Annotated in this window: 13 protein-coding genes; 4 read left to right on the forward strand and 9 right to left on the reverse strand. The window is 45.9% G+C overall.

Features of this window, described 5'->3' with window-relative positions; all coding sequences use genetic code 11:
* Nucleotides 1-52: 52 nt before the first annotated feature.
* The gene (locus J6I44_RS07030) at nucleotides 53-1,297 is read left to right on the forward strand and encodes a tagaturonate epimerase family protein (protein WP_265765328.1); all 1,245 of its coding nucleotides are present in this window, start codon (nucleotides 53-55) and stop codon (nucleotides 1,295-1,297) included.
* A gap of 5 nt (nucleotides 1,298-1,302) precedes the next feature.
* Here J6I44_RS07030 and J6I44_RS07035 read toward each other — a convergent pair whose 3' ends face one another.
* From J6I44_RS07035 to J6I44_RS07065, 7 genes are all read right to left on the reverse strand, one after another.
* Entirely contained in the window at nucleotides 1,303-2,118 is an 816-nt protein-coding gene (locus J6I44_RS07035; protein WP_265765329.1) for an SDR family oxidoreductase, read from the reverse strand.
* Nucleotides 2,119-2,141: 23 nt separating this feature from the next.
* Nucleotides 2,142-3,797: a UxaA family hydrolase gene (locus J6I44_RS07040; protein WP_265765330.1), complete on the reverse strand. Its 1,656-nt coding sequence runs from the start codon at nucleotides 3,795-3,797 to the stop codon at nucleotides 2,142-2,144.
* A 179-nt stretch (nucleotides 3,798-3,976) separates the two neighbouring features.
* Nucleotides 3,977-4,159, reverse strand: coding sequence for a histone H1 (locus J6I44_RS07045; RefSeq protein WP_265765331.1), 183 nt, complete (start codon nucleotides 4,157-4,159; stop codon nucleotides 3,977-3,979).
* A 206-nt stretch (nucleotides 4,160-4,365) separates the two neighbouring features.
* Complete coding sequence (locus tag J6I44_RS07050) at nucleotides 4,366-5,022, reverse strand: hypothetical protein (RefSeq protein WP_265765332.1); 657 nt, start codon at nucleotides 5,020-5,022, stop codon at nucleotides 4,366-4,368.
* 15 nt (nucleotides 5,023-5,037) lie between these two features.
* Complete coding sequence (locus tag J6I44_RS07055) at nucleotides 5,038-5,751, reverse strand: cytidine deaminase (protein ID WP_265765333.1); 714 nt, start codon at nucleotides 5,749-5,751, stop codon at nucleotides 5,038-5,040.
* Nucleotides 5,751-8,630, reverse strand: a complete 2,880-nt coding sequence (locus J6I44_RS07060; protein ID WP_265765334.1) for a serine hydrolase domain-containing protein — start codon at nucleotides 8,628-8,630, stop codon at nucleotides 5,751-5,753. Before J6I44_RS07060 ends, J6I44_RS07055 begins: the two co-directional genes overlap by 1 nt.
* A gap of 181 nt (nucleotides 8,631-8,811) precedes the next feature.
* Nucleotides 8,812-11,253, reverse strand: coding sequence for a penicillin acylase family protein (locus J6I44_RS07065; protein ID WP_265765336.1), 2,442 nt, complete (start codon nucleotides 11,251-11,253; stop codon nucleotides 8,812-8,814).
* Nucleotides 11,254-11,438: 185 nt separating this feature from the next.
* Between J6I44_RS07065 and J6I44_RS07070 the strand changes: the two genes are divergently transcribed.
* Nucleotides 11,439-12,293, forward strand: a complete 855-nt coding sequence (locus J6I44_RS07070) for a 3-hydroxyacyl-CoA dehydrogenase family protein (protein ID WP_265765338.1) — start codon at nucleotides 11,439-11,441, stop codon at nucleotides 12,291-12,293.
* A gap of 59 nt (nucleotides 12,294-12,352) precedes the next feature.
* Here the strand turns inward: J6I44_RS07070 and araD1 are convergent, their stop codons facing one another.
* Complete coding sequence (gene araD1 / locus J6I44_RS07075; protein ID WP_265765339.1) at nucleotides 12,353-13,363, reverse strand: AraD1 family protein; 1,011 nt, start codon at nucleotides 13,361-13,363, stop codon at nucleotides 12,353-12,355.
* A 421-nt stretch (nucleotides 13,364-13,784) separates the two neighbouring features.
* Here araD1 and J6I44_RS07080 point away from each other — a divergent pair, with 421 nt between their 5' ends.
* Together J6I44_RS07080 and J6I44_RS07085 are read left to right on the forward strand one after the other, a co-directional pair.
* Nucleotides 13,785-14,771 (forward strand): threonine ammonia-lyase, encoded by a 987-nt coding sequence (locus J6I44_RS07080; RefSeq protein ID WP_265765340.1) that lies wholly within the window; start codon nucleotides 13,785-13,787, stop codon nucleotides 14,769-14,771.
* 17 nt (nucleotides 14,772-14,788) lie between these two features.
* Nucleotides 14,789-15,811, forward strand: a complete 1,023-nt coding sequence (locus tag J6I44_RS07085; protein WP_265765341.1) for a threonine aldolase family protein — start codon at nucleotides 14,789-14,791, stop codon at nucleotides 15,809-15,811.
* Between the two features lie 152 nt (nucleotides 15,812-15,963).
* Here the strand turns inward: J6I44_RS07085 and J6I44_RS07090 are convergent, their stop codons facing one another.
* Nucleotides 15,964-16,395: a hypothetical protein gene (locus J6I44_RS07090; protein ID WP_265765342.1), complete on the reverse strand. Its 432-nt coding sequence runs from the start codon at nucleotides 16,393-16,395 to the stop codon at nucleotides 15,964-15,966.
* Nucleotides 16,396-16,420: the final 25 nt, after the last annotated feature.

Raw genomic sequence — 16,420 nt, forward strand, 5'->3', positions numbered from 1 at the left:
CAGCTACTCTATTTAGTATAAGTGAAAGTTAACAACATAATCCCATCCAACAATGCTTGGGAAATATTCTTTTGGTACCGGAGATCGTTTTGGGCAACAAGGCAAAGCGCAATTAAAGGCTATTAAAAAAGCAAAGAAGAACCATGATCTGGAAATTACTCCCGTTTGGAATAAATCGCATCGGGAACACGAAATTATTGGCACAAGTCCGATGGATGTCCGACAGGAGGCCGATGATGCGGTGGAAGCTTTGGATTGGAAATATCCCTATTGCGTAGATGCCGACCACATAACGAAAGATATTGTAGATGTCTACATATCTTGCTCCAACTTTTTTACTCTTGATATTGCCGACTATATCGGAAATACACCTTCTGCTGCCGAGAAGAAGGATTTCCTGGAAAGGAACAGGGAGCTGTTAGGTTCTGTTTCCATACCTGGGATCGAGGATGAATTTGATGTTACAGAGCAATATTTGTCCGACTGGGCCGACCAGTATTTGGCGGCGATTAACCAAGCGAACGAAATATTTGAACATATCCGAAGGCGCAAAGAAGGGCAGGCCGTCTTTGAGATGTCGATGGATGAAGTAGAGGACCCCCAGTCACCGCTGGAGCTCTTTTTTATTCTTAAAACAGCATCAGAGCAAGGATTGACAATTGATACAATAGCTCCAAAGTTTACCGGAGATTTTTACAAAGGCATCGATTATGTGGGGAATATCGATCAGTTTGTGAAAGAGTTTGAGCAGGATTTGAAGGTGATTGCGCATGCGGTGGATACTTTTGCTCTGCCTGCCAATCTAAAGCTGAGTGTCCATTCGGGCAGTGATAAGTTTTCGCTGTATCCTCAGATACGGCACTTACTCAAAAAGCATGATGCGGGCATCCATCTAAAAACATCGGGCACTACTTGGCTGGAAGAACTCATAGGATTGGCTGATGCAAGCAACGAAGGGTGGGCGATGGTTCAGAAAATATATCGAGATGCTTACGGAAGGTATGAAGAACTAACGCAGCCTTATGCGCCCGTCGTTGATGTGCAAGAAGAGCAGTTGCCTTTGCCCAAAGTTGTGGACAGCTGGTCGGCCAAGAAATTTGTGGGTAAGCTGGAGCACGATCAAAGTAATCCCGATTTTGATCCCCAGTTGCGCCAGTTCTTGCACTGCTCATACAAGATTGCTGCGGAGCAGGGAACGTCATTTATTGCGTTGCTAAAGCGCCATGAAAAAATAATAGGGGAGCGAGTGACCCACAACTTGTATGCCCGCCACATTGCTCCACTATTTTTGGTTTAAGAAGCCTAAACGCCACTGAAAGCATTGAAGCCACCATCCACGGGAATAACCGTTCCAGTCACGAATTTAGAGGCGTCACTGCAAAGCCAGAGCGTTGTTCCAATCAGTTCTTCAGCTTCTCCAAAGCGATCCATTGGGGTGTGATCGATAATCGTTTTGCCGCGCTTGGTTAATGAGCCGTCTTCATTGAGAAGCAGATCCTTATTTTGTTTGCCAATGAAAAAGCCCGGGGCAATAGCATTGACGCGGAGTCCTTCTCCATGTTTGTTAGCAAATTCAACGGCTAAAGATTTAGTGAAGTTATCAATGGCTGCCTTGGCTGCAGAATAGCCAATCACCCTGCTGATAATTTTTTGTGCAGCCATAGAGGAAATGTTAATGATAACCCCCTGCTCGCGTTCAATCATGGCTTTACTAAATACCTTAGTCGGACGATAGGTGCCATGGAAGTTAAGGTCCACCACTTTTTCAAAGGCCTCGTTATCCAGGTCTAAAAAAGACTGATCGGGGTTAACCACAGCACCCGGTATATTTCCTCCTGCTGCATTGATAAGGATATCAATTTGGCCCCATTCACTGAGTATCTGTTCGTAGGCTTGGTGTAAGTCTTCGACATCCAGGGCATCAGCTACTAAAGGGATAGCCTCGCCGCCTTGCTCTTTAATAGCATCAACCTGCTGGTTAACAGTTTCTTCGGTACGGCCCAGTATCGCAACTTTTGCCCCAGCCCCGGCCAGCCCTTCTGCCATAGCGCCTCCCAGGGCTCCGTTACCACCGGTTACAATTGCAGTCTGTCCCGACAAGTCAAATAATGAATCCATAAAGCGTTGTAATAAATTTTGAATTATAGAGAAACACCACGCTTCCAGGGAATAAAATCATTCTGGTTAAGTTGCATGGCTTTCGTTTTATATTTACCGCTCGCAAGATCAATAATATAATTCAAAATTTCTTCCCCCATTTCTTCAATTGTTTTTTCGCCCGAAATGACAGGACCGGTATCAATATCGATGATATCAGGCATCCGCTCAGCAAGCTGGGTGTTGGATGACACCTTGGCTACAGGGGTAACAGGGTTGCCTGTGGGCGTACCTAAACCAGTTGTGAAGAGAATAATATTTGCCCCGGATCCCGCCATGGCCGTAGTACTTTCTACATCATTACCGGGGGTGCAGAGCAGGTTTAAGCCCGGTTCGCGCACATATTCCGCATAGTCGAGCACGGCTTTTACAGGCGAGGTGCCTCCTTTTTTAGCTGCTCCTGCGGATTTCATGGCGTCGGTTATCAATCCGTCTTTAATATTGCCGGGAGAGGGGTTCATATCAAAGCCTGAGCCTGAGGCCTCTGCCGCATCCGAATAGCGGCTCATCAGGTCGATAAACCGATCAGCGATTTCATTACTTACCGAACGGTCAATCAGTTCTTGTTCTACGCCGCAGAGCTCCGGAAATTCGGATAGGATGACCGATCCACCGAGAGCTGTAATTAAGTCACCGGCATGCCCGACAGAAGGATTGGCTGAGATGCCTGAGAATCCGTCTGATCCGCCACATTCCATACCGACTGTTAGTTTGCTCAGTGGAGCCGGCTTACGTTCCATTTTGTTAGCCTCCACCATGCCCAAAAATGTTTTACGGATGGCTTCCGAAAGCATTTCATATTCCGTTCCGCTTTGCTGTTGTTCGAAAATATGCAACGGCTTTTGAAGATCAGAGGTCAGGTCCTGGATTTTTTCTTCAAGAATTTCCACCTGGGCATTCTGGCAGCCTAAGCTTAACACCGTAGCGCCGGCCACGTTTGGATGGTATATGTAACCAGCTAATAATCCGCAGAGTGCTTCTGAATCCTGCCTGATGCCGCCACATCCGCCTTCATGGGTTAAAAATTTAATGCCATCAATATTTTCAAACAACTGATCTTTCTTCGACAGTTCCGTTTTGGGCGGTGGGTTCGACTGCTCGCGGATGGCGTCAAGATCTCCCTGTTTATACTGCTCGGTCAAGTCGGATACATATTTCCGGTAAACATCCGGATTGGCATACCCCAATTCTTGCACAAAGGCATTCTTGATGACATTGACATTCCTATTTTCACAAAACACCAGTGGAATGACCAGCCAATAGTTAGCCGTTCCAACTTGTCCATCGGCACGATGGTATCCCAAAAATGATTTATCTTCCCATCGGTTAACATCCGGGGCGGTCCATCCGTCTTGCTGTTGCCTGGAGGAGTAGGCGGAGACGGAATGCTCAGTATTTTCAGTAGTCAGCAGGCCACCGGCCGGAATGTCTTCGTTCACCGTTCCTACAATGGAACCATACATATAAACCTGATCTCCCGCTTTAAGATCGGTAGCAGCCAGTTTGTGTTTGGCAGGTATTGCATTTCGGAGAACTAATGTATCACCATTATAACTGACTTCCTGGCCGGCTTCGAGTGATTTGAGGGCTACCAGGAGATTATCTGACGGATGTATTTTTAAGGTATTTCTTTGTCCCATAGGTGGCTTTTTTATTTATTGTGCAATCGATTGCACAATATACTAATTAATGATGAGTTCAGAAAACTGGATTGAGTATAAATCAACAGCATGAAGGGGGGCAAATATTTTTATCCCTAATAAAAAAGGGTTACTCCCTCAAGAGAGCAACCCTTCGTAATATTATAAAAAAGAAGAAGTTACACTTTTCCAGTGTTTTTCCACTCTTGAATTTCCATTCGGATCTCTTGTGCTTTTTTCTTCATAGCCTGAAGAGTTTTACGAGCACGGGTACCAGCAGCTTTGTTACCTTTTTCATAGAACTTAGTAATATCAGGTTCCAGCTCATCTAATAGTTCGTTCATTTCGTCGTATCGGCTCATTATATAGCTCCGTTTTAGTTTGTATTAATAGTTAATCAAAAATCGGTCAACAATGATCGTATTGTCATTATTGATAGGTCGAATCTATGTATATGGATTTGGCCTGTCAAGTTAAAATCGCCTTTTTGGGGCATTATATACTGTTTTTTACTTTTTTTGAGCAAAATCAGGGGAAAATGATAATTTATAGGGCCTTTCTCGGGGCATTATTTGATCAAAATACTGTTTTTGAGCTTGGGTATTTGATTAAAATCACGTGCCGTTGTTAATCGGAGGGGATAATTAAAGCCTGCAAGCTCGTCGGGGATTTGCTTTTTCCTGAAGCTTTTATCCATCGTTTTCCACTCAAGAGTGTCCGGATTTCCGGTATTGGTGAAGATTTCGGATTCTTCAGCTTTAGAGAAAATGAAAAGCTCTTCTGGGTTCAACTGTTCCCGCAGGAAGGCGAGCATCCGGGGCAGTTCGATAGCTACTTGTTGGTCATGCTCTACATCCTGTACCAGCGTTGAGAGTAAGAGAACCGGACGGTCGGGCAACTGTTCCAAAAAAGAGTGATCCAGCTGCAACTGTTCATCTTGCAGCCTAATGAAATTTCGTTTATACGGGTTAATACCAATAGCCGAGACTCCTTGGTCGGCCAGAAGGGCAACAAGCCGTTTATTCAGATCCTTGAGGCTTCTAATGGTAGCCTGGTCCCGCATTACTCCCGTCTGGATGATCCGTTCGGTATATTCACTGTCGGTGTGGACAATGATAGAGCGTATGTCTTGGTTTTGTTGTTGCTCAGCCAGGGATCGGGCCAGAGAAGTAAGAAATACGCCATTATCGAGATGATCATGGTCTAAGGCTGCAAGGTAGCGCATAAAGTAAGTTGAAACTTAATGTGAGTTTGAAAGTGAAGATGCCCGAAAACTGAAAGGCATAAGATCAGTATCAAAGTGTATTGACTGGGAGCCGTCAGCGTGGTGTAAATGGATTTTTTGCCCCTGGAGATGTTCAATAATTACTTGGCGGCAGGCTCCACATGGACTGCTAAACTCACCGCTGCGGGTGTGGATATGTAAGTCCAAAAGTGTTGAAGCCCGGTAGCTTAGTGCTTTAAAAATAGCCACGCGCTCGGCGCATAGCCCCAGGTTCCAAGCCGAACATTCAATATTAACACCGCTAAAGTAGCCGAGATTTGTTTTAACAAGGGCGGCAACTGGAAAGTTAGAATACCTGACCCGGGCTTGGGGAAGAAGTTGTGGCAAAATATCCACCGGATTTACTTTATTATCGATACTGATAGAGTTGCATCGATCAGCCGGGAGGTCATCGGGATCTAAAGAGTCGATGGATAGCCCGTATTCCTGCTTCCAAAATGGCAGAAGGGGATCGTTATTGTTGGTTATCCAAAGTTTTTGAGGGGTATCGCCTTCACTTAGACAGCAAAAAAGGGCATTCTGAGCGGCTGAAACGGATAATGGATATGAAATATTTTCAACACGTATACCGGGGAAAAAGCGCCCTTCGGCACTATGGACTAAGGCGCCTTCAGGCTGGGAAGAATAGGGCACATAACTGGATTTGAGAACTTCAGAAAGGTTAAGCATCAAATAATAATTGAAGAAATTATAGCATCAGCTACCGCAGCTCGGACTTTACTAATGTTTTTACCATAGGAACGGTAGGGATAGGTACGGTTTGTTAAAATTATTATAGCGATATTTCGTTCCGGATCCACCCAAAAACTGGTACCAGTAAAGCCGGTATGTCCAAATGATTGGTCACTGGTCATAGAACCGGCGGTACTAAATCGTTCACTTTTGCGATCAAAACCATAACCGCGGTTAATCAGATCTGTTTGTCGTTGGGTAAATTGTTCAATGATCTCCGGGGAAATATATTCTTTGCCGGCATACGACCCTTTGTTAATCAGCATCTGGGTATAGATGGCAAGGTCGGTACCACTGGAAAAAAGCCCGGCATGCCCGGCAACTCCATCCATATAGTAAGCTCTTTCGTCGTGGGCTTCGGCGCGTATGGTTTTATGTCGATAGATGGTATCTTTTTCGGTTGGTGGAATGCGGCTGGAAATCCATGTTCCAACTTCCTTGGGGTTAAAATAGGTATTGTTCATTCCCAGGGGCGCATAAAGCGTCTGTCGTACATAGTTATCCAGACGTTGGCCCGTTACTTTCTGAACAATTTCACCCATCAGGATAAATCCCAAATCGCTATATTCATAGGTTGTCCCGGGTTTATAGATCAGGGGTTCATTTTTAATGGCTTCAACCAGCTGCGATCTGGTTTTTAATTTGTCTATGTAGATACGAAAGGCTGGTAATCCTGAATTATGCAGGAGTAAGTTTTTGATGGCAACCTCACTCTTTTGCCCCTCTTTGAACTCTGGGAAATATTTGCTGACTTTATCATCCAGATGCACTTTGCCTTCGTCAATAAGTTTCATCATGGCCGGCGTGGTAGCTGTCACTTTAGTAAGAGAAGCCAGATCGTAAATGTCACTGATATGCACGGGTTCCTGCTTTTTATAGGTCTCGTACCCAAAGGCCTTTTGGTAAGATAGGACTCCATCTTTAAGTACAGTGACAACTCCCCCAGGGAAGGTGGAATCGAAGACGGCATTATTCATTATATCATCGACCTTTTGAAGAGAATCCGGTGCAAAACCTACTGCTTCAGGGTCGTCGTATCGGATGGTTGTTTGGGGCAGCGTGATTCCCTCATTCATGTCATATGCCCCGGGAATATTGATGGGAAGGCGACCGCTTATTTTGGAGGCTCCAAAAAGAGCCGGGGCCGTATTTTTAAGTTGATGGTCGGAATCATCCCAGGCAACCAGCTGTACATCGGCATCGGGAAACCCCTTGAGGGCATAGGGGTTTCCAAATGTTATAACGCCTTTGGGCGTGCCGGTTGGGAGATCGTCAAGTATCCGGCGCTGAGAAGTATTGAACTGATTCTGACCATTGGAGTTAATATACATGTGGGCACCAATAATAATCAGATCCGCCCACCGTGCATCTTGCAGGATTTCCTGGCGATCATCGGGCTCAATGTTTCGATAAAATACGTTGTGGCGGACCGATGGATGGTATTTGTTCATCTCTTCTACGAGAGCAGAACCTCGATTTTCATCTTCGGTATCAGTGATTGAGAGGACTAACACCCGGGGAAACCGGTGAGAACGAATAGGCAAGATATTAGTCTCATTCTTAAGCAGAACAAGTGATTTGCGGCTGATTTCATCCGCCATTTTTTGATTTTCGGGGCTGTTAATAATCTCACTAAGCCGTTCGATATCCACTTTACGATTGTTAAATAAACCGGCCTCTTTTTTCTTTTGTAGTATCTTACGAACCGACTGATTAATCCGTTCCTCGGTGATGGTTCCCCGCTGTACCGCCCGTTCAACCTGTTGAATAGCAGTTACCTCATCCAAACTTAACAGCATCAGGTCGGCGCCTGCTTTAAGGGCTAAAATAACGGCTTCCCCCGGTGAATAATGAGCGGAAATACCGCGCATCTCAAGTCCATCAGTAACTACCAAGCCATTAAAGTTCAGGGAATCCCGTAAGATTCGGTTTAGGATGTAGGGGTCCAGTGTACCGGGGCGGCGAGGCGTAGGGCTGATATTGGGAAAAGCAATATGGGCACTCATAATACTTTTGAGGCCATTGCTGACAGCAGATTTAAAAGGGAGAAGCTCAACGGATTTTAGCCGATCATAATTGTGGTTAATAACAGGAAGCGAAAGGTGGGAGTCCGTATCGGTATCGCCGTGGCCGGGAAAGTGCTTGGCCGTTGAAATAACGTTTTGGGAATGTACGCCATCAATAAAATGCTGACCATATTGAGAAACTGTATCCGGGTTGCTGGAAAAGGAGCGTACATTAATAACCGGATTGCTGGGGTTGTTATTAACATCAAGTACGGGGGCAAATATTTGATGAACCCCCAGTGCTTTCGCTTCCTGGGCAGTTATTTTCCCCGCCTGATAGGCGTAATCGGGATTCTGGGTGGCAGCAATCCCCATCGCAGGAGTAAGGCGTGTGGTTTCTTCAACACGCATGGCAGCACCAAACTCCATATCCTGGGTAATCCAAAGAGGAAGTTTACTGAGTTCTTGCAACCTATTGGTTAGTACAGCCTGCCCGTAAATACTTCCTTTAAAAAAGATGAGTCCACCGAGGTGGTGTTTTTGAATTTTTGAGGAAAGTTCCTGATATGACTCGTCGCCAATATTTTTAAAATAACCTTCGGCGCGAATAAAAAAGAGCTGTCCGATTTTTTCGCGCAGAGACATCGAGTTTAAAAGGGTATTTACGCTAATATCGGTTGGAGGCTTTGTGGCTGAGACCGAGTCTGCCTTTGGCTTATCATCAATATAAGGCAGATTGATTTCGGCATTTGCGACCTGCTGCGCATTCGCATCCATAGGACCTGAACCATCGATTGATGAACAGGACATCGAAAAAATGAATAGAACCAAAATAGTAGCCCCAAAGGCTATCATTTTTTGAACATAGTTTCCCGAAAGCTGCATATTTCTCAATTAATAATTATTTAGGGGTTACACCGTCTGTAATAGAAATAACATAGCTGAAAGCTATTGTCAAGTCAACGGTTATTATCAGATGGCCTGAAAAAGTTTACTGCTCTGGGATGAGTCGCATTGTTCTATATTGGCTTTCATCGAAAAGCGTGCTATCCTGATAGAAGAATTTGTATTGCCCATTGAGCCAGTTTTCTGTTTGGTCGCCGTAAAAATCAGAAAAAGGGTTTTCGGACTGCCCTGTGGGTAATACAGAAAGCATGTAATTGGTGTTTGAGAAGTCTATGATTCGCCGAATAGAGGCCCCCAGAATCATGTTATACGGCTCATTCCAGCTGTATTCGCCATTGTTAATACTCATCCCGTGTCCTTTAGCAGCAAAGGGACCTTTACTTAGCAAGTTATCGACAATTAATTTAAGGGATGTGGATGCCCCGAGGCTTTGGGCTGCTTCGCCAAACAGAGTCGGTTTAAGGGTCAGAGTATGGAGTCGTTCCCACCGCCACTCGAAGGGTTCCTGCCCATACTTCGCCTGAAGCTCGGCTATGGCTTCTTTCATGCTTTCTTTAATGAGTTGGACTCTCGTTTCTTGCTGGGCAGTATTCACATTATCGAAAAATGAGCTGCCATTTTTAAGGAACTTCATAATCGATCGTTCCGGGAGAGCCGAAAATTCAACAAATTTTTCGTATGTGGATGCACTCATTTCGTCCTTAAAGGTATTCGCTGAAAGTCGGAGTAAGAATTCATCCATAATAGAGGCTGCCGTCTCAGATGGATCGTAAGAGAAATCCCAGTTTTCGAAGTAGGAGATGACCGTTTCAAATTCTGAGGCATTCTGCTTGAGAACAGGAAGGATTTGTCGCGTTACATCCCGGGCAAAGAGAGAGTAGGAATCCTGTTGTATCTGTTGAAAAATTTCGGGAGATAGCTGTTCATACTTTCCCATATATTGCCGAATACGTTCATAACGGGCATTTGGCTCCCAATAGACGGAAAGATAGTAGGGGTAATCATTAGCTGCCGGTGGATTATTGGCGCTGGCCACCCAGCCGCGATTGGGGTTGATGGTTGACGGGAGATCTTCATAAGGCACATAGCCCTGCCAATCCTGATTAGGATCCCAACCATCGCGCAGACCAATGGGATTACCATTCCGGATAGGAATATTGGCCAGTGACAACTGTGCGATATTTCCTGCTTTATCAGCGTAGATAAAGTTTTGTCCCGGCACTTTAAACAGGCGCGCTCCCTGTTGGAACTCCTCCAGCGATTGAGCCCAGTTCATGGTAAAGAGAGCTTCTATCTCATTACTGACTTCATGGCCGGTCCATCGCATAGTAATAACGCGATCCTGGATAAACTCTTGGTCGGGATAAATATCCGAGACCACCGGTCCATGGTTGGTGAGCCGTCGGGTAAAAACGGTATCATCCATATTTTTGATGCTAATAACCTCTTGCTGGAGCGTAAAGTCTTCGTATAAAGGTTCGCCGGCGAGGGTATCCAATACAAATTGCTGGTTATTCTCAGGATGGATGGCCTCTTTAAAGAAATCCGTATCATCAAGCATAATGTTTGTTACAGACCAAGCCAAAGAATCATTTTGTCCCAGTACGAGGGCAGGAGCCCCTGCAATAGTTGCTCCTGACAGATTTTTACCATTTACATTTAAATGGGCTTCGTACCATTTGCCCGGCATACTTAAATCCAGATGAGGATCGCCGGCCAGCAATGGAGCACCGGTCGAAGATTTATCAGCACTTACCGCCCAGGCGTTGCTACCCACATGGCTGCCTTGGGATCCTGTGATGCTGCGAATTTTCTGGTCAACATCCAGCAACGGAAGCAATGCGGTGGTTAAGGAATCTGAGGATTGATTGTCAAAACTAGCTGACGGTAAAAAACGATTGTCGGGTCGAAGTTGACTAAACTTCTCTGGGGATAGGTGCTCTGATAAGTAGGCGTAAACCAATTCTGACTTCCAGGCCATATTCAGTTCCCAGGCCATCAGTCGGGTCAGGGCAATAGAATGGGTGGGCGTCCATCGGATGGGCTCCATATCGGCCAGCGAAAACTGCACCGGCAGGCTTTGGGGATGCTGCTGTACATAATTATTGACTCCTGCGGCATAGGCTTCCAGGTGGCTCATGGTGGAGTCGGCGACCGTCTGTTCAATCTTTTCAGCCATCCGCCAGAATCCAATTGTACGCTGCATAATATCCAGCGGGAGAAGATCTTTACCCAAAAATTCAGCAAACCGACCTTCGGCAGCCATCTGGCTCACGGTCATCTGCCAGAGTCGGTCCTGGGCGTGCACGTAGCCCAGACTGTAGTATAAATCGTGTTTATTTTCCGCATAAATATGGGGCACGCCATAGGTATCCCAATGGATGTTTACCTTTTGGCGGAGCTCAGCCTGTTCGAGTGTGGCATTATAGTCAGGGAGCGGTTGGTAGAACGTCCAGTAAATGCCGATACCGATAATGCCTGCAATAAGGATGAGCAGGCCGGCCAGGATTCCAGAAAGTCTTCTCATTAACGAGGATTTGTGGTTAAAAAGTCAGGCGTGAAAGTAGCAAAGATAGCGGTTAATCGATAGTTCAAACCTCAATCTTTACAACGGGAAGGCACCTCAATAAAACACGGTATATTGAAAATGCCCGATAATTTCGATACTCTCTTATCTGATCATTAAAAAAGTAATAATCAAACAGCAAATCTATGGATATTCAAAAAGTAGCAGTCATCGGCGGTGGAACAATGGGCAACGGCATCTGTCATGTTTTTGCCATGAATGGGATTGCGGTTCACTTAGTGGAAACCAAGCAGGAGCTGGCCGATAAAGCGCTATCTACGATTGAGAACAACCTCGGCCGGATGGTGGATAAAGAAAAAATTGATGTCGGTCAGAAGGAAGAGACTCTGTCAAATATCCAGCCGTTCTTGAATATTAGCAAAGCTGTTAAAGAGGTAGATCTGGTGGTGGAGGCGGTGCCCGAGAATTTTGAGCTCAAGAAGAAGGTCTTTGCTGAGGTAGATAAGGCTGCTCCCAAAAAGGCAATTCTGGCTTCAAATACATCCTCTATATCCATTACGAAGCTGGCTGCTACAACCTATCGACCGGAGCAGTTTATTGGCATGCACTTTTTCAACCCGGTGCCGGTGATGAAACTTGTAGAGGTCGTTAAAGGACTTGAAACCAGCGATGAGGCCATCCGGGTGATTACGGAGACCGCCGAGGCGCTGGGTAAAAATCCGGTTGAGGTCGCCGACTACCCGGGCTTTGTATCAAATCGTGTCTTGATGCCGATGATTAACGAGGCCATCTATTGCGTCTATGAAGGCGTGGCAGAGCCCGAGGATGTGGATTCTGTAATGAAGCTGGGCATGGCGCATCCCATGGGTCCGCTTCGGTTGGCAGATTTTATCGGCCTGGATGTTTGCCTGGATATCCTGAATGTATTGCATGATGGATTCAAGGATCCCAAATACCGGCCATGTCCACTGTTGGTCAAAATGGTGGATGCCGGTAAGCTGGGTGATAAATCGGGCGAAGGTTTTTATGAGTATGATTAATAGCTTTGACTTCCTTTTTCTACCCTCCAATATGAGGTGAATAATGCTTTAATCGTATATTAGCTCACAGTTTCGACCTCGATAGGGGTTTCTTTCTTGGACTCAATATGAACTGGATTGCGCAGCGTCCGCCCAAACCCTTCAAAAGAGATCGACATTATATCGTTGTGCCGTAATTGGATATTTTCACCGAAACTAAAGGCATCGGCACCAAAGAAGTGAATATGAATCGTTCCCGGGATGCGATGCTGATCATATTTGAAATGGTGGTGCTCCAGGTTTTGCAGAGAATGGGACATATTTTGTTCCCCGGACTTGATTGCTTTGCTCCATATCTCTTCCCCATCCCGTTTAATGGAAACCGTGCCAGCGATATCCTGGAAATCGGCATCCAGCACCAGTTCGGGTCCAATAGCGGGGCTTCGCAACTTGGAGGGCGCGAGGTAGAGATAGTTTTTCTTTTCCATCACATGATCAGAAAACTCATTGGCCATAGCAAAACCAATACGGTAGGGTTTCGCATCCTCCCCGATAAGATAAATGCCGGCTATTTCCGGCTCTTCACCGCCATCATTGGCATAGGATGGGACGGTCAATGGGTCGTTATAGCCTCGGAGAGCCGTACCGTTGCCTTTAAAAAACCATTCAGGTTGCACTCCAATCTGCCCGGAATTAGGTTTGCCACCTTCTTCTCCCCACAAATAGACCTCCATGCTATCGGTGAGATCGTTTTCTGTGGCCATTTTTTCGTGCATTTTTTGCCTGTTTTCAGCACTGGCTTTATGAGTGAGTCCGGTCCCTGAAAGCATGCAGGCAAGGGGATTGTCGGGGTGATCAAATGCCGGTAGAATCTCCCATTGACCAGTGGCCTCATGAATTCTATTGTAATCCAATTTCTGCCGGGTAGTATTCTCCCGGATATGCTCCTTCACTGAACGCTCGTTATTAATAGCGTCCTTGAACAGCGAATAGCAGCTGTTATACTTTTCACTAACCAAGTGTAGATCAGGTTCTTCTACAACGGCTATTCGTCTTCCTTTTTTAGGGTGATAAAGCTGAATGAGTCGCATTTTTTCTATATCCCTTCAATAATTTTATTTATATAATTTTCCGATATCCATGAATGAAAAGCTGGATTTCGTAATGTAACTGCAGGCCAAGGCTTCATAAATTCCGCCACGCTCATCAGGATAGGGAAATAAATGCTTTTTTTCAGATAGTTGCTCTAATCACCCGTCAGAAAGCTCCAGTTTTAGTATGTGCTTCGAAAGCATGAGCAGAGAGATGGCTTGAATTATCATGGAAGTAGCGTATCATTACTACTCTCTAACCCTGATAATTCAAAGTAGTGAGTACAAGCTTTTGATTGTAGAGATAGTCGTTATGAAAAAGATGTTGTGTCAGCTTCCTTTTCTGTCATTTTCTTTTTATTTCGAGGTACATATTGAATTAATTGTCACCTGAAATTCAGTCAATAAATAAGATTATATTATGGATCAACAGTCTATCCCCAGTCCCCGAGAGATAGAGCAAGCTCGTAGTAAGCTGGGAGATAAAGTTCGGAGAACCCCTGCCTGGGAATGGAAAAGTGATATTATAGAAAAGCTTCTTGGAGAACATAGCCGACTTAGCTTAAAGCTTGAGCTTTTCCAGTATGCCGGGAGCTTTAAGCCGCGCGGAGCCCTGATGAATATGTTGGATTTGAGTGAGGAAGCCCTGGCCCGCGGCGTTACGGCCGTCAGTGCCGGAAATCATGCGATTGCCGTTGCTTATGCGGCTGAATCTATGGGGACCACCGCTAAAGTGGTGATGCCCAAGACTGCCAATGACTTCCGGATCCAAAAGTGTAAATCCTATGGAGCCGCAGTAGAGCTGGTGGATGATGTTCATATCGCTTTTGAGCGAGTGAAAGAAATTGAGCAAGAGGAAAAACGCGCCTTTATCCATCCGTTTGAAGGGCCATTAACGGCGCTGGGTACTGCCACTGTAGGGCTTGAACTATTGCAGGATGCACCCGATCTGGACGCCGTGATTGTTCCAATCGGGGGCGGAGGGCTATGTGGAGGCATCGCTGCCGCTGTGAAACAGATAAATCCGGAATGTAAGGTGTATGGCGTAGAGCCTGCAGGCGCTGACAGCATGAGTAAAAGCCTGGCGGCCGGAGAACCCGTTGAAATCGAGAAGGTAGAAACCATTGCGGACAGTCTGGGTGCTCCGCACGCGGCTCCCTACAGTTTCGGGCTGTGTCAACGGTTTGTTGATGAGGTGGTTACTATTACCGACTTGCAGATGGCCCAGGGAATGAAGCTTATGTTTGAGGAAGTAAAGCTTGCGGTGGAGCCGGCCGGTGCTTCAGCTCTGGCGGCTGCGATCGGTCCCTTATCTGAGAAGGTAATAGGAAAGCATGCAGGCCTTATTGTCTGTGGCACGAACATTAATCCACAGAGTTTTAAAACAATTTTGGATAACAGAAAGTAGCATTTTAACGCATTTCAATGATGATAGACTTACGAAGTGATACTGTAACGAAGCCTACAGCCAAAATGATTAAGGCCATGGCCGAGGCCAGGGTGGGAGATGATGTTTTTGGAGAAGATCCCACCGTAAACAACCTGGAAGAGAAGGTCGCCGATTTATTTGGATTTGATGCCGGCCTTTTTGTACCCAGCGGTACAATGAGTAACCAGCTGAGCATCAATGTACTCACGGCTCCGGGAGATGAAGTGTTGATTGAAAAAACGGGGCATATTTTCAATTATGAATCTGCAGGTGCAGCGCACCTTTCATCGGTACAACTTCATCCAGTCCGCGGACATCAGGGAAAGCTTTTGCCCCATCTATTGGAGGATAAGGTGCGGGGTACGAACGATTGGGATCCGAATACGACAGTCATAGCTCTTGAAAATTCGACGAATAAAGGGGGAGGGTGCTGTTATTCCGAGGATGAGTTAAAAGCTATCAAATCCTTTGCTACAGAACATCAGCTGAAAGTTCATTTGGATGGCGCCCGCATATGGAATGCGATGACAGCAACGGACACAGAGGCAGCATTTTTTGGAAGTATTGCGGATACGATGTCTGTTTGTTTCAGTAAAGGGCTGGGAGCCCCTGTTGGATCCATGATGCTTTCTTCTGAAGCCAATATTAAGCAAGCCCGGAGAATGCGCAAGATGTGGGGTGGAGGGATGCGTCAGGTGGGCCTATTGGCTGCAGCTGCAGATTATGCCATTGAAGAGCATTGGCCCTTGATGAAGGAGGATCACCGAAGGGCCCGTGAGCTGGCTACGTTGATCCGGCAATGCCATGGATTGGAGATCGATTTGGAATCTGTGGAGACCAATATTTTAATTTTTGATGTACTGAATGAGTCGGCAGATTCCGCCATCAAACGGCTGCACCAGGAGGGGGTACAGCTCGTTCCTTTCGGCCCCAACACGTTGCGGGCTACCTTTCATTTTCAGGTTACGGATGAGGATTTGGAAAGGGTGGTGGAGGCCTTTAAAAAGTGTTTTGGATGAATGGGGTTTTATTTCTCCAGACTTTCGAAGTGCCGGGGAAGTGTAATGCTTATACTAACCCAGCCTATGGTTATCAGAGATCCTGATAAGTAAGCTAAAGGCTCCTCATAAAGCATTCAGGGGAGAAAGATTACCTAATGTAGAGAAATGCGTCAGTCCAGTTTCTCATTGTTTTGATACGACTTAAACAGCGGATTATCCCGATCGACAACCGGCTGATCGTAAATTTGATAGACCCCAAACTCAAATTGATTATTGATGTATGGACTAACTACATCCAGAAATTTCCAAAACCAGTTATTGCCCATCCGTTTTTCAAGCTCCTCACGGTACGCCTCTACGGCCATATCCAAATACTCCTGTCCCTTAAAGGGAGGTTGGTAATACTGGGTTTCTTCCGGAACCTGGTAGCTTCCCATCTCTGTCATTATTCCCCCTGATCCGGGTCGGTCAAACTCCGGTTGTTGCAGCGGACGTTCTTGCTCGGGCTCCAGGTTGAGCTCCTGCCTGGTAGTATCAGTCTCTTGAGCCGTAGCTAAAGCCGGGAGCAGAAAGAATAATCCAACGATAAGTAACGATGACATTATTCGATATGTGACGGCCTGTGAC

This window comes from Fodinibius salsisoli (genome assembly GCF_026229185.1).
Classification (GTDB): domain Bacteria; phylum Bacteroidota; class Rhodothermia; order Balneolales; family Balneolaceae; genus Fodinibius; species Fodinibius salsisoli.